Source organism: Sulfurimonas sp. (assembly GCF_016744025.1).
Taxonomy (GTDB): domain Bacteria; phylum Campylobacterota; class Campylobacteria; order Campylobacterales; family Sulfurimonadaceae; genus Sulfurimonas.
On record NZ_JADGFC010000068.1, the window covers coordinates 1,117 to 13,489 of the forward strand.

Consider the following 12,373-nt stretch of genomic DNA (forward strand, 5'->3'; position numbering starts at 1 on the left):
CTTTAAGAACAGTTTAAAAAAAAATAATAACTTTTTATAATGCTTTAATATTAATTTATGCTTATCTTCGCAATAATTGTATCGATTCGATAATAACTCAATAACAATTCTAATTATTGTAATTTAATAACTTACAATTACAATATTTGTATATATTACGAATAATAAGGGGAAAGGAATGGAATATTTTGACTTTGGCATTAATGTAGCTTTTGCTCTCATAATAATTAGCACCTTAGCCAGTGTTTTATATGGAGTTATAAACTGGAACAAAGATGGGTATGTAAAACCACCTCAATTTGTTAAAGAGTGGAACAAGACTGAAAAAGAGATAGAGGATGAACTATAATGGGTATTTTTGAAAATATAATAATCATCCTTTACCTTGCTGTTTTAGGATACTTAGGATTTAAAGGTTATAAGCAGACTAAGAGTACGGAAGACTACCTTGTAGCAGGACGTGATACGCATCCGTTTATCATGGCACTTAGTTATGGAGCTACTTTTATATCAACTGCGGCTATTGTTGGTTTTGGTGGTGTTGCTGCTTGGCTTGGTAACTCTCTTCTTTGGCTTACTGTGTTTAACATCTTTGTAGGTATCTTCATTGCCTTTGTATTTTTAGGAAACCCTACAAGAAAGATGGGTTACCGTCTAAATGCTCACACATTTCCAGAACTACTTGCAAAAAGGTTTGACTCAAAGTTTATCCAGATATTTGGAGCGGCTATCATCTTGCTCTTTATGCCACTATACGCAACTGCGGTTCTTATAGGTGGTACTCAGTTTATCGCTCTTTACTTCGGTACTGATTACCATATGTCACTGATGGTATTTTCTATCATCATTACGGCTTATGTTATTGCAGGAGGACTTAAAGGTGTAATGCTCACAGATGCACTTCAAGGTAGTATCATGTTTATAGCGATGCTTATTCTTGTGGTTGTAACATTTGACTCACTTGGTGGAGTAGAAGCAGCTTTTACAAAACTAGACCATGTTTGGCAAGCTACAGTAATCGACCCGCTTGCATCTAAGAGTATAAAAGAGTTAGCCCCTGGTTCACCTGACTTTATGATGAAGCTTTCACTTCTTTGGGGATTTGAAGGTTGGAACTCTATGCCTATATTTTTAAGTAAAGGTTGGTTATTTGTAATCACTACTATTACTATGGGTGTTGGTGTTGGTGTACTTGCTCAACCACAGCTTATAGTTAGATTTATGACTGTTAAGAGCAAGCAAGAGTTAAACCGTGCAGTTCTTATCGGTTCTGTATTTATAGTTGCAATGACAGGAATCATCTTTATAGTTGGAGCACTTTCAAACGCTTGGTACTACGAGTTTAATGAGGGTAAAAATGCACTTCAAAGTGCTGGTTCAATTGGTAAGGTAATACCTCACTTTATAAATACTGCTATGCCTAAGTGGTTTGCATTTATATTTTTATTTGCTCTTATCTCTGCGGCTATGAGTACTCTGTCTTCTCAATTTCATACTATGGGAACTGCAGTTGGACGCGACTTGTTTGAGCAGATAAGTACAAAAAAACACAACTCTATTACAGTTACTAGACTTGGTGTTATTGTAATGATTATCTTCTCAGTAAGTCTTGCTTATGCCTTTGATGATCAACCGGCTATCATTGCCCGCTCTACAGCGATATTTTTCGCTCTTTGTGCGAGTATCTTTTTGCCAAGTTTTATAGGTGGACTGTTTTGGAAAGGGATGACAAAGGCTGGAGCAATAAGTTCTATGATAGTAGGACTTTTAGTTTCTAGTTTTTGGCTTTTGTTTGTTCACTTCAAAGAAGCAAAATCTCTAGGACTTTCAAAAGCTATGTTTGGAAAGCATTCGCTACTAAGTGGAGATATTATCTTCGTAGATGCACTTATGATTGCTCTTCCTTTATCTATCATCACAGCAATCCTTGTATCTTTGATAAGTAAAAAAATGAATGAAGCACATCTAAATAAGTGTTTTAACGACTAAGAAAAAAGTGTAGATATTTCTCAATAATTGTATAGATTACCTTAGGTTTAAGGAATTATTATACAATTATTGTGTAAATTATCATTAAGAAATCTTTTATAGATAAATAATTATGAAAAGTGAGAATTTTATGAAACAAACATTAATGGGAAATGATGCAATTGCTTGGGGACTAATCCATGCAAATGTTGATATGGTTAGTGGATATCCTGGTACTCCATCTAGTGAGATACTAACAGAAGTTCAAAAGATAAGAAACAGACTTAACTTAGATGTATATGCTGAGTGGGGAACTAATGAAAAAGTTGGTTTTGAAGTAGCTTATGCTGGTGCTATTGCAGGAAAAAGAACCTGTGCAACTATGAAACAAGTTGGACTAAATGTTGCGAGTGATCCTCTTATGAGCGCTTCATACATCGGTAACCTTGGTGGTTTTCTTCTTATAGCTGCTGATGATCCGGGCTTTCACTCTTCTCAAACAGAACAAGATTCTCGTGTATTTGCAAAGTTTGCACGTATCCCTGTTTTAGACCCAGCAACTCCTCAAGATGCTTATGACCTTACTAAGTATGGGGTTGAACTTTCAGAAGAATTTCAAATCCCAGTAATGCTTCGACCTGTTATGCGTGTATGTCATGCTCGTGAAATCATTGAGATGGATGCAGAAACTAATTTTTTACCAAATAAAGGTGAGTTCCAACGTAATGTTCCTCGTTGGGGTGCAGTTCCGAGAAAGGATAGATTTCCTCAAGGTAAAGAACAGTTAAAACGTATGGATACTATAGCTCAGTACAACTGGGACAATTTACTAAAACCTGAGTTTGATAAATGCAAGGGTTCTAAAACTCTTATCATAGCTGGTGGTACTGGTTACGGTTTTGCATTAGAGACACTAAGAGACCTAAATTTAGAAGCTGATGTTGTAAAAGTTCTTATGCCTTACCCTCTTCCTACTGAACTAATGAGAGAAAAGTTTAAAGCTTATGATAAAGTTTTAGTAGTTGAAGAACCATACCCATGTATTGAAGAGCAGATTGCAGCTCCTAATGTATATGGTAAAAATACTAACTCTATTCATAAAATAGATGAAATGAGTAAAGAAGAACTTTTAAAAGCATTTCAAACTATCGGTCTTTATGAAGGTGAAAATATCTATGCTACTCCTCCTTCACTAGACTTTGAAGTAGAGCCGAGACCACCAGCACTTTGTCCGGGCTGTCCACATCGTGATGTATACTATGCGATTACAAAAGTATTTAAAAAGAAAAAAGCTATCTATCCATCGGATATTGGCTGTTATACTCTTGCTTTAGCTCAGGGTGCAATTGATTCTATTCTTTGTATGGGTGCAAGTATCTCTATGGCAAGTGGATTCTCTATAAGTGATCCAGATAAAACTGTAGTAGCTACTATCGGTGATGGAACTTTTTTTCACTCAGGAATCCCACCACTTTTAAATGCAATTTATCAAGACCATAAGTTCATACTAGTAATCCTGGACAACTCCACTACCGCTATGACTGGTCGTCAAACTACAGCGGCAAGAGAAAAAAAGAGTATAGATATCAAAAAGATTGTTGAAGGTATGGGAGTTGATTGTATGGAACACCAGTACTCATATGAGATGCAAGACAATGTTGACTTCTTTAGAAAAGTAAAAGATGTACATAAAACTGCTACTGGACCGACTGTTGTAGTTGTGAGAGAGTTTTGTATACTAGATAGAGAAAGAGCACCTGAGTTTGTTCCAGGTATCTTTGCTAAAGTAGATGCAGAGCTTTGTGTAGCTTGTGATCAATGTACTACAATCTATAAATGTCCTCCTATGTCGTATAATTATGATGGAGTTATTGAAATAGATCCATTCCTTTGTGCTGGCTGTGGTGGTTGTTTAGATGTTGTTTGTCCAACAGATGCATTCGTGCAAGATGAAGACTATTTAAAGAGAGGTAACTAAGATGCAGTATCAAATAGTAATAGCCGGTTTTGGTGGTCAAGGTGTTGTTTTTCTTGTAAAAGTTTTAGCTATATGTGCTGGTAATCGTAACATTGCATTTTTAGGAACTGAAAATCATGGAATGAGTCAAAGAGGCGGTTCTGTCTCTTGCGATATCAAGATAGGTGACTTCACAAATCCTGTAATTGATAAAAACCAAGCTGACCTTATGGTTGCTCTAGAGCAAAATGAAGGACTTAGAAATCTTCCTTTTTTGAAACTTGATGGAACATTGGTTACAAATGCAAAAGATAAAGATAAATATCCGAAGCTTCCTTTTAAAGGTTTCGCTAAAATAGATGCATTTAAAAAAGCTGAAAATGGTGAGTTTCCTATTCAAGGTCTTAATGTTTATATGCTTGGTTTTGCACTGATTAATGATGAAACTTTTCCATTTAGTGTACAAGAAGTTAAAGATGCAATCACGCAAATGAATGCAAAAGTTGCAGAACAAAATATAATTATATTAGATCAAGCGATGAAAGATGCACAGGAAATAAAGTAATGTGGAACAAAATCGAAGGCGAGTCTAGAGAAAAGATAGCTCAAACACAACTCTCTAGGCTACAAGACACTGTTACTAGAGTGTATGAACTTACTGCTATCTACAAAGAGAAGTTTGATGAGTTGGGAATCAAACCTAAGGATATCACTTCTCTTGAGGATATCAAAAAACTTCCATTTACAAAGAAGCAAGACCTTAGAGACCACTACCCTTTTGGACTATTTACAGTTCCAATGAGTGAAGTTGTTAGAATTCATAGCTCAAGCGGAACTACAGGTAAACCAACTGTTGTAGGTTATACTCAAGCTGATATGGATATTTGGGATGAAGTAATGGCTAGAGTTTATGCTATGGCTGGAGCAACCTCTGAAGATGTAGTACATAATGCTTATGGTTATGGACTCTTTACTGGTGGGCTTGGATTTGACAGTGGTGCTATAAAGATAGGTGCTACGACTATTCCTGCGAGTAGTGGTTTTACAGATAGACAAATCATGTTGATGAAAGATTTCAATGCTACTATCCTAGCAGCAACTCCATCTTTTGCTCTTCATATGTACGAGTCTGCTAAAAAATCTGGAAATGATTATCTAAAAGACTTCAAACTAAAGTCTGGAGTATTTGGAGCTGAACCTACCAGTGAGGGTCTAAAAGAAGAAGTTTCTCGTGTTTGGGGAATTGATTATCATGAAGTTTACGGATTAAGCGAAATAATCGGGCCCGGTGTAAGCTCAAACTGTAAACACTCTAAACTTCTTCACGTAAATGAAGATCATTTTTATCCTGAGATAGTTGACCATAAAACTGGCGAAGTTTTAGAAGATGGTGAGCGCGGTGAGTTAGTTATTACATCTCTTACAAAACAAGCTCTTCCTATTATTCGCTATAGAACTGGTGACATTACTTCACTTCATCGTGAGCCATGTGCATGTGGAAGAACTCTTGTAAGAATGGAAAGCATCGTAGGTCGCGTTGATGATATGATAATTGTAAACGGTGTAAATGTATACCCTTCTCAGGTTGAACACGTAATTGCTAATACAGAAGGTGTTACAATAAACTATCAAATCATTGCAGATAAAAAAGGTCACCTTGATAAGATAGATATTTTAGTTGAAGTCAATGAAGATGTACTTAGTGACTCTGTAGCTGAAATGGAAAAAATCAAAAAAGATATACAGCACTCACTTGCTAACAATCTTTACATAAATGCGAACGTTAAACTTGTAGAACCTCGTTCGATTGAAAGAAGTATGGGTAAAGCTGTTAGAGTCGTAGACAAAAGGATATAAATGTCAAATATTTTAAAACAACTATCTATATTTGTAGAGAATAAAAAAGGTGAACTAAGTGATATAACAACACTTCTTGCATCTAACAATATCTCTATGAGTTCGATTAACCTCTCAGATGCCAGTGATTTTGGTATACTTAGGCTAATGGTAAGTGACATAAACAAGGCAAAAACCATCTTAGATGAAGCTGGTTTTTCTTCTCGTTTTACTGATGTATTTGCAGTTGAAGTAAGTGATCATGTTGGTAGTTTTAATAGTGTTATAAAAGCACTTGCAAAAGAAAATATCAATATTGAATACACTTATACTCTCTCAAATGCTCAGATTGGTGCGTTTATATTTAAGGTCTCAAATAAAGAGCTAAATCACGCAATCAAAACACTTAAATCTGATGGTATTAATTTACTCAGCGAAGTATAAATAGGGAAATAATGAACGCTCAAGAAATTGACAAACAAGATATAGACTTTTTAAAATTTATCGGTGGTGAAGTCCTAGACTTAGGTGATGGATATGCTCAACTAGGTTTTGACGTAGAACCACACCATAAACAGCACTTTGGTGTAGTTCACGGTGGAGCTATTGCTACACTGGCTGATCATTGTGGATGGTATGCTGCTGTTTCAGTACTTGATAAAGGTTTTAGCGCAGTAACAATCGAGATAAAGATAAACTACTTAAAGCCAGCAAGAGATGAAGTCTTAACAGCTGAAGCAAGAGTAATAAACCAATCAAAAAGAAGTATCTTTACAACTATAGAAATCTTTTCAAAAGACACTTTAGTTGCTTATGCAACTGGCACTTATCACGTACTAGACGAAAGAAAGGCTTTAGATAGTGTTAAATAATAGAGAAATAAGTGAGAGATTTGAAGTTCAAGTAAATACACTTTACAACTGGCAAAAGAGTAAACCTAAACTATATGCATACCTTCAACATGCCGACTATAATAAAGAAAGAAATAAAGAGATAAACATACTTCTAGAGTACTATTCAAAGTCTATTAGTAAGGACTTTAGTGTTGAAGAAATACACTACATAATAAACTCAGATATAAATCCTCATACTATCGAAGAGATAGAAGACCTACACAAAATCTTTATAACACTAGAAGCTAAAAATCTATCTATAAAGAGTGACTTTTTACTTAAAATATATGACAAATTTCACACTATGAATATCATAGAAAAATATATATTTTACAAAAAAGTTTATAGGATTAGAGATAAAGAGAAATCTTACTCAAAAGAGAAGATAGAACTATACTTCCAAGAGTACCTCGTACACGCTTAACATTAAACAACTATATATATTTTAACTATAGATTTTAATACTTTTTCGATATAATTGCACATTATTATTAAAGGGCATTATATGAATATAGTAACAGGTTCTTCGACAGCATTAATAACTCCATTTAGAAATGGAAAACTTGATGAGCAGTCTTATGCTGCGCTTATACAAAGACAAATAAACAATAGTATAAATGCAGTATGTCCAGTAGGAACTACTGGGGAAAGTGCTACTCTTACATCTGATGAAGATATAAGATGTATGGAAATAGCAGTTGAAGTTTGTAAAGGCACAAATACTAAAGTAATGGCTGGTGCAGGTTCTAACTCAACAGCAGAAGCTATAAATACAGCTAAACGTGCACAAAAATGTGGAGTAGATGCTATCTTTTCTGTTAGCCCATACTACAACAAACCTTCTCAAGAAGGTCTATACCAACACTATAAAACGATTGCAGACTCTGTAAGTGAACTTCCATTTATGCTTTACAATGTACCAGGTCGTACAGCTGTTGATATCTCTGCTGATACTACTATCCGTCTTTTTAACGACTGTGCAAATATCTATGGTGTTAAAGAAGCTACTGGTTCACTAGAGCGTACTGTAGAACTTCTTTCTCGTTGTCCTGAGCTTAAAGTATTTTCTGGTGATGACGCAATTGATTATCCTATGCTTGCAAATGGTGGAGCTGGAATCACTTCTGTTACATCAAACCTAATGCCTGATTTAAAATCAGAGTTAGTTAGACTAGCACTTGCTGGTGATTTTGCAGGAGCAAAAGCTATAAACGACAAGCTTTTCCCACTAAACTCAGTAATGTTTTGTGAGTCAAATCCTGTGCCAATAAAAGCAGCTATGTACATCGCTGGGTTAATTGAAACTTTAGAATATCGTCTTCCTCTTGTTGCTCCAAGTGTTGAAAATATGAAAAAGATCGAAGAAGTTATGAAAAATTACGAAATTAAAGGACTATAAGAATGAGCGAAAAGACAATGCAAGGAAAAACTCTATTTATTAGTGGTGGAACTCGTGGTATCGGTAAAGCAATCGTTTATGCATTTGCAGCAAAAGGCTGTGATGTAGCATTTACTTATGCTTCAAATGCTGATATTGCAACTGAAATCATCGCTGATGTTAAACTAAAATACGGAGTTAAAGCTCGTGCTTACAAGCTTGATATCTTAGAACCATTAACTTATAAAGATGTATTTAAAGAGTTTGATGAAGATTTTTCTACTTTAGATTTTTTCATCTCAAATGCTATCATCTCAGGTCGCGCAGTGGTTGGTGGTTTTGCTCCATTTATGAGACTTAAGCCAAAGGGTCTTACAAATATTTATACAGCTACAGTTTCTGCTTTTGTTGTAGGAGCTCAAGAAGCTACTAAACGTATTGAAGCAACAGGAAATGGTGGTTCTATAATCTCTATGAGTTCTACTGGTAATCTAGTTTATACTCCAAACTACTCTGGTCACGGCACAAATAAAGCTGCTGTTGAGACAATGGTAAAATATGCTGCTGCTGAACTTGGTGAGAAAAATATTCGTGTTAATGCTGTAAGTGGTGGTCCAATCGATACAGATGCACTAAAAGCATTTCCAAATTATGAGGAAGTAAAACAAGAAGTTGTAAATCGTTCTCCTCTAAGTCGTATGGGAGATGCAACGGACCTTACTGGTGCTTGTATATTCTTATGTGAAAATAATTCTTCTTGGTTAACGGGTCAGACTATCGTTGTAGATGGTGGAACTTCTTTTCAATAAACTACAAATAATTTTCACCTCATATGAGGTGAAAACTTTTTCTTAATAAAAACTATTTACCTATTTTTTCAGCGATAGCATTAATATCAGCTTCTGATAAGCCTTTAACGTGTTGAACCATCATTGCTTTCATAGCTCCGCCATATGTTCCAGCTTGATAACCTTTCATAGAAGATACAATATCAGCCTTATTCATGTCTTTAATAACCTTACTTTTACCACCAAGTGCCGCTTTTTCCCCAGCTTTACCGTGACAAACTACACATTTTTGATATGCATCAGCCATAGCTAATGAGCTAAAGCCTAATAACGCTACTAAAATAATTGATTTTTTCATTAAATCCTCCTATAGATTTGCATTATTATAGTGAAAATAAACTTTAATGTACTTAGAATGTATTTCAATGATGTGTTATAGGATTAAATAGTAGACACTATTAACAAAAACGGGGTAATTTTATATTAAAAGTGTCTAACAGGAGTTTGAACTAACATAAAATAAGGAGGAAGAAACAAGAAATTAAGTTCATTGGTTGCTAAACATTAACTTCGAGACATTATATTAAATCGGAGTAATTTTATCCGATTTAACTTTTTAAAATGGAATCATTATAAAGTTAGCTGATAAAATTAAGATATGTTTTATAATTATGTTAAGTTTGCTTTGAAAATACAAATGTATAATGTGAAATATAACAAAAGGAAAATATATGAGTGTATTACTAGAATTTGCGATGTTTCCTACTTCTGATGATTGTAGAGAAGGTTCTTCTGTTTCTAAGCAAGTTAGCAAGATTATAGATGCCATAGATAAATCAGGTGTATCTTACCAACTAACTCCTATGGGAACTGTAGTTGAGACTAACACTATGAAAGAGGCATTAGCTGTTGTAGAGTTAGCATATGAGCAACTTAGTGACTGCGAAAGAGTATACTCATCTTTAAAGTTTGATATACGTAAAAATACAAACAACAGACTAAAAACTAAAATAGCATCTGTAGAAAAAGCTTTAAATAGAAAAGTTAATCACTAAGATACTATTTACTATTATGCCTTTTTAGCGGTTGATACAAATAGTGCCGCTAAAAGTAAAAAGACTCCTGTGCCTCTATTTTGAATTTTCATAGCTTTTACATCTCTTAGTAAAAACTTTAGTTTAGATGCCATAGATGAGTATCCGGTCATTACAATAATATCTGCTATACATAATGTTAAAACTATTATCAAAAATTGCAACCATATAGATTCATTTGGATTTAAAAACTGTGGAACAAAAGCTACTAAAAAAACAGTTGCTTTTATGTTTGTTAAGTTTATGAGTGCCGCAGTACTAAAAGCTTTTTTTGCACTAAAACTCTTTAACTGTTCGCCCTCTTCTATAATCTCTACTTTTTCAAAAAATTTGGATAAAGCTAGGTAAATTAAATATAAAACACCTATCCATTTGATGATATTAAATAGCATTACAGACTTTGCAATTATAGAACCAAGACCTATTACTACTATAAAGGTTTAAGCCATATATCCAACTTGTAAACCAAGGATTACGGCATATGATTTTTTAAGTCCATACTTTAGGCCATAGTTCATAGAAACAACTGCACCAGCACCTGGAGAGATTGAAATTGCAAAGGCAGCGATTAACATTGTTGGCCAAATATTAAAATCCATATATATCCCTTTAAGTACTTATTATAAGCGCATTATACTAATTTATTTCATTCAAAAACAGTTGTTCAAAATTTTTGAGCATTAATTTAGCAAAAAAAAGATAAAATCACGTCATTATAAACTCAAGGACTTTTTTTGTTAAACCTCCCAAATGCCTTAGCATCACTTCGTATACTTTTAGCACCACTGATGTTTTGGGTAATTTTAAATCCAGAAATATTTACTGACAACGGTTACCATATTACTTGGAACTACTACTTCGCATCTCTACTATTTGTTTTAGCATCTGCAACTGACTTTTTTGACGGTTATATAGCTCGTGAATGGGATCAGATGACAATGCTTGGTGGCATCTTAGATCCACTTGCAGACAAGATGCTAACACTTGCAGCATTCTTAGGTCTGATGATGATGGGCGAAGCTTCTGCTTGGGCTATCTATATAATCATAGTTCGTGAGCTTTTCATTACAGGTATCAGAACTGTTGCAGTTAGCGAAGGTCTAGATGTAAAAGCTTCATGGGCTGGAAAGATAAAAACAGTTGCTCAGATGATAGCAATCGGTTTTTTACTTATGCATTGGCCTATGGGTGATGCACTTATATGGCTTGCAGTTGCACTTACTGTTTACTCTGGTTTAGAGTATCTTTGGGGCTTTAGAAAAGCACTTCTTAAGGATGAAATCTAATGAGTTTTGTTGTATCACTTTTAGTCCTATCTGCGCTTATATTTTTTCACGAACTAGGTCACTACTTTGCTGCAAGAATGATGGGTGTTTATGTAGAAGTATTTAGTATTGGTTTTGGTAAGAGAATACTTACATTTAAAAAATGGGGAACAGAGTGGAGTATATCTTTAGTTCCACTTGGCGGATATGTTCGTATGAAAGGTCAAGATGATTCTGATCCTAGCAAAAAGAGTTTAGATACAGACAGTTACAATGTAAAGACTCCTATGCAAAAGATATTTATACTTTTTGCAGGACCTCTTGCTAACTTTGTACTTGCATTTGTTCTTTACTTTACTATCGCACTAGGCGGACCAAATATTCTTTCTCCTGTTATTGGAGATGTTGTTAAAGACTCACCTGCACAAACTGCTGGGCTTGTTACAAACGACACTATCAAGTCTATCAATGGCACTCCTATTACTACATGGAAAGAGATGGCAAAAATCATAGAACACTCTAGTGGTTCTTTAAATGTAGAAGTTCTAAGAGATGGGTTTATAGAGTTTAAAACTCTTACTCCAGCCATTAAAGAGACTACAAATATGTTTAACGAAGTCATCCAAAAAAAGATGATAGGAATAGGCAGTGCAGGAGTTTCTCACAAGCTTGAGTTAAATCCATCCCAGACTCTTTCTTATGCTACAGAGCAGACTATCTTTGCATCTACTATGATATTTACAGGACTTAAAAAGCTTATACTTGGAGAAGTTCCTGCTAAAGAGTTAGGTGGAGTTATAAGCATCGTAAAGTTAACATCAGATGCAACAGATGCAGGATGGATGAGTGTACTATTTTTTGCAGCACTTATCTCAGTTAACCTAGGAGTTTTAAACCTTCTACCGATTCCAGCACTTGATGGTGGACATATAATGTTTAACCTTTATGAGTTTATCTTTAGAAGAGAAGCTAGTGAAGCTATCATCATAAAACTAACTATCGCAGGTTGGGTAATACTCTTTTCACTAATGGGACTTGGTCTCTTTAATGATATTAATAGATTGATTAATTAATTACTACTTTTAAGTTACTTCCTTGAATATAATGGTTCCCTTTTTCAAGACCAGTAAAACAAGTTTTCTTATTTCACCTCTTTACGATACCAGTGGTAACAGTTTTTGTCTCCTAGGGTCT

The 12,373-nt window shown here is 34.6% G+C and carries 16 protein-coding genes; 13 read left to right on the forward strand and 3 right to left on the reverse strand.

What is annotated here, in order from left to right; genetic code table 11:
* Positions 1-178 precede the first annotated feature (178 nt).
* The 10 genes from QZZ48_RS10000 to QZZ48_RS10045 all read left to right on the forward strand — a co-directional run bounded on the left by QZZ48_RS10000 (position 179) and on the right by QZZ48_RS10045 (position 8,841).
* A complete protein-coding gene (locus QZZ48_RS10000; protein ID WP_294965138.1) occupies positions 179-349 on the forward strand; it encodes a symporter small accessory protein in 171 nt (56 codons plus the stop codon).
* Positions 349-1,989 (forward strand): sodium:solute symporter, encoded by a 1,641-nt coding sequence (locus tag QZZ48_RS10005; RefSeq protein ID WP_294965141.1) that lies wholly within the window; start codon positions 349-351, stop codon positions 1,987-1,989. Before QZZ48_RS10000 ends, QZZ48_RS10005 begins: the two co-directional genes overlap by 1 nt.
* A gap of 130 nt (positions 1,990-2,119) precedes the next feature.
* Positions 2,120-3,946, forward strand: a complete 1,827-nt coding sequence (locus QZZ48_RS10010) for a thiamine pyrophosphate-dependent enzyme (RefSeq protein WP_294965144.1) — start codon at positions 2,120-2,122, stop codon at positions 3,944-3,946.
* Position 3,947: 1 nt separating this feature from the next.
* Positions 3,948-4,490, forward strand: coding sequence for a 2-oxoacid:acceptor oxidoreductase family protein (locus QZZ48_RS10015; protein WP_294965148.1), 543 nt, complete (start codon positions 3,948-3,950; stop codon positions 4,488-4,490).
* The gene (locus tag QZZ48_RS10020) at positions 4,490-5,782 is read left to right on the forward strand and encodes a phenylacetate--CoA ligase family protein (protein WP_294965151.1); all 1,293 of its coding nucleotides are present in this window, start codon (positions 4,490-4,492) and stop codon (positions 5,780-5,782) included. Before QZZ48_RS10015 ends, QZZ48_RS10020 begins: the two co-directional genes overlap by 1 nt.
* Positions 5,783-6,205: an ACT domain-containing protein gene (locus QZZ48_RS10025; protein ID WP_294965154.1), complete on the forward strand. Its 423-nt coding sequence runs from the start codon at positions 5,783-5,785 to the stop codon at positions 6,203-6,205. It abuts the gene before it with no gap.
* An 11-nt stretch (positions 6,206-6,216) separates the two neighbouring features.
* Positions 6,217-6,633 carry a PaaI family thioesterase gene (locus QZZ48_RS10030; protein ID WP_294965157.1) on the forward strand — a complete coding sequence of 139 codons (417 nt, stop codon included), beginning with the start codon at positions 6,217-6,219 and terminating at the stop codon, positions 6,631-6,633.
* Complete coding sequence (locus tag QZZ48_RS10035) at positions 6,623-7,078, forward strand: hypothetical protein (protein ID WP_294965159.1); 456 nt, start codon at positions 6,623-6,625, stop codon at positions 7,076-7,078. Before QZZ48_RS10030 ends, QZZ48_RS10035 begins: the two co-directional genes overlap by 11 nt.
* Positions 7,079-7,159: 81 nt before the next feature.
* Positions 7,160-8,053 carry a 4-hydroxy-tetrahydrodipicolinate synthase gene (gene dapA, locus QZZ48_RS10040; RefSeq protein WP_294965162.1) on the forward strand — a complete coding sequence of 298 codons (894 nt, stop codon included), beginning with the start codon at positions 7,160-7,162 and terminating at the stop codon, positions 8,051-8,053.
* Between the two features lie 2 nt (positions 8,054-8,055).
* Positions 8,056-8,841: an enoyl-ACP reductase gene (locus tag QZZ48_RS10045; RefSeq protein WP_294965165.1), complete on the forward strand. Its 786-nt coding sequence runs from the start codon at positions 8,056-8,058 to the stop codon at positions 8,839-8,841.
* A 52-nt stretch (positions 8,842-8,893) separates the two neighbouring features.
* Here QZZ48_RS10045 and QZZ48_RS10050 read toward each other — a convergent pair whose 3' ends face one another.
* Positions 8,894-9,178 (reverse strand): c-type cytochrome, encoded by a 285-nt coding sequence (locus tag QZZ48_RS10050; protein WP_294965168.1) that lies wholly within the window; start codon positions 9,176-9,178, stop codon positions 8,894-8,896.
* 373 nt (positions 9,179-9,551) lie between these two features.
* Here QZZ48_RS10050 and QZZ48_RS10055 point away from each other — a divergent pair, with 373 nt between their 5' ends.
* Entirely contained in the window at positions 9,552-9,875 is a 324-nt protein-coding gene (locus QZZ48_RS10055) for an MTH1187 family thiamine-binding protein (protein WP_294965171.1), read from the forward strand.
* Positions 9,876-9,889: 14 nt separating this feature from the next.
* Here QZZ48_RS10055 and QZZ48_RS10060 read toward each other — a convergent pair whose 3' ends face one another.
* Both QZZ48_RS10060 and QZZ48_RS10065 read right to left on the reverse strand, forming a co-directional pair.
* Positions 9,890-10,348 carry a LysE family transporter gene (locus tag QZZ48_RS10060; RefSeq protein WP_366755927.1) on the reverse strand — a complete coding sequence of 153 codons (459 nt, stop codon included), beginning with the start codon at positions 10,346-10,348 and terminating at the stop codon, positions 9,890-9,892.
* A gap of 6 nt (positions 10,349-10,354) precedes the next feature.
* Entirely contained in the window at positions 10,355-10,513 is a 159-nt protein-coding gene (locus QZZ48_RS10065) for a hypothetical protein (RefSeq protein WP_294965174.1), read from the reverse strand.
* A gap of 135 nt (positions 10,514-10,648) precedes the next feature.
* Between QZZ48_RS10065 and pgsA the strand changes: the two genes are divergently transcribed.
* Positions 10,649-11,200 (forward strand): CDP-diacylglycerol--glycerol-3-phosphate 3-phosphatidyltransferase, encoded by a 552-nt coding sequence (gene pgsA / locus QZZ48_RS10070; protein WP_294965177.1) that lies wholly within the window; start codon positions 10,649-10,651, stop codon positions 11,198-11,200.
* Entirely contained in the window at positions 11,200-12,252 is a 1,053-nt protein-coding gene (rseP, locus tag QZZ48_RS10075) for an RIP metalloprotease RseP (protein ID WP_294965179.1), read from the forward strand. The genes pgsA and rseP overlap by 1 nt, the downstream gene beginning before the upstream one ends.
* Positions 12,253-12,373 lie beyond the last annotated feature (121 nt).

Excerpts from the sequence above, each read along its gene's own strand:
- QZZ48_RS10025 (WP_294965154.1), top strand. The coding sequence starts at position 5,783 with ATGTCAAATATTTTAAAACAACTATCTATATTTGTAGAGAATAAAAAA.
- QZZ48_RS10010 (WP_294965144.1), top strand. The coding sequence starts at position 2,120 with ATGAAACAAACATTAATGGGAAATGATGCAATTGCTTGGGGACTAATC.
- QZZ48_RS10045 (WP_294965165.1), top strand. The coding sequence starts at position 8,056 with ATGAGCGAAAAGACAATGCAAGGAAAAACTCTATTTATTAGTGGTGGA.
- rseP (WP_294965179.1), top strand. The coding sequence starts at position 11,200 with ATGAGTTTTGTTGTATCACTTTTAGTCCTATCTGCGCTTATATTTTTT.
- QZZ48_RS10065 (WP_294965174.1), bottom strand. The coding sequence starts at position 10,513 with ATGGATTTTAATATTTGGCCAACAATGTTAATCGCTGCCTTTGCAATT.
- QZZ48_RS10030 (WP_294965157.1), top strand. The coding sequence starts at position 6,217 with ATGAACGCTCAAGAAATTGACAAACAAGATATAGACTTTTTAAAATTT.
- QZZ48_RS10055 (WP_294965171.1), top strand. The coding sequence starts at position 9,552 with ATGAGTGTATTACTAGAATTTGCGATGTTTCCTACTTCTGATGATTGT.
- QZZ48_RS10050 (WP_294965168.1), bottom strand. The coding sequence starts at position 9,178 with ATGAAAAAATCAATTATTTTAGTAGCGTTATTAGGCTTTAGCTCATTA.
- QZZ48_RS10005 (WP_294965141.1), top strand. The coding sequence starts at position 349 with ATGGGTATTTTTGAAAATATAATAATCATCCTTTACCTTGCTGTTTTA.
- dapA (WP_294965162.1), top strand. The coding sequence starts at position 7,160 with ATGAATATAGTAACAGGTTCTTCGACAGCATTAATAACTCCATTTAGA.
- QZZ48_RS10000 (WP_294965138.1), top strand. The coding sequence starts at position 179 with ATGGAATATTTTGACTTTGGCATTAATGTAGCTTTTGCTCTCATAATA.
- QZZ48_RS10015 (WP_294965148.1), top strand. The coding sequence starts at position 3,948 with ATGCAGTATCAAATAGTAATAGCCGGTTTTGGTGGTCAAGGTGTTGTT.
- QZZ48_RS10020 (WP_294965151.1), top strand. The coding sequence starts at position 4,490 with ATGTGGAACAAAATCGAAGGCGAGTCTAGAGAAAAGATAGCTCAAACA.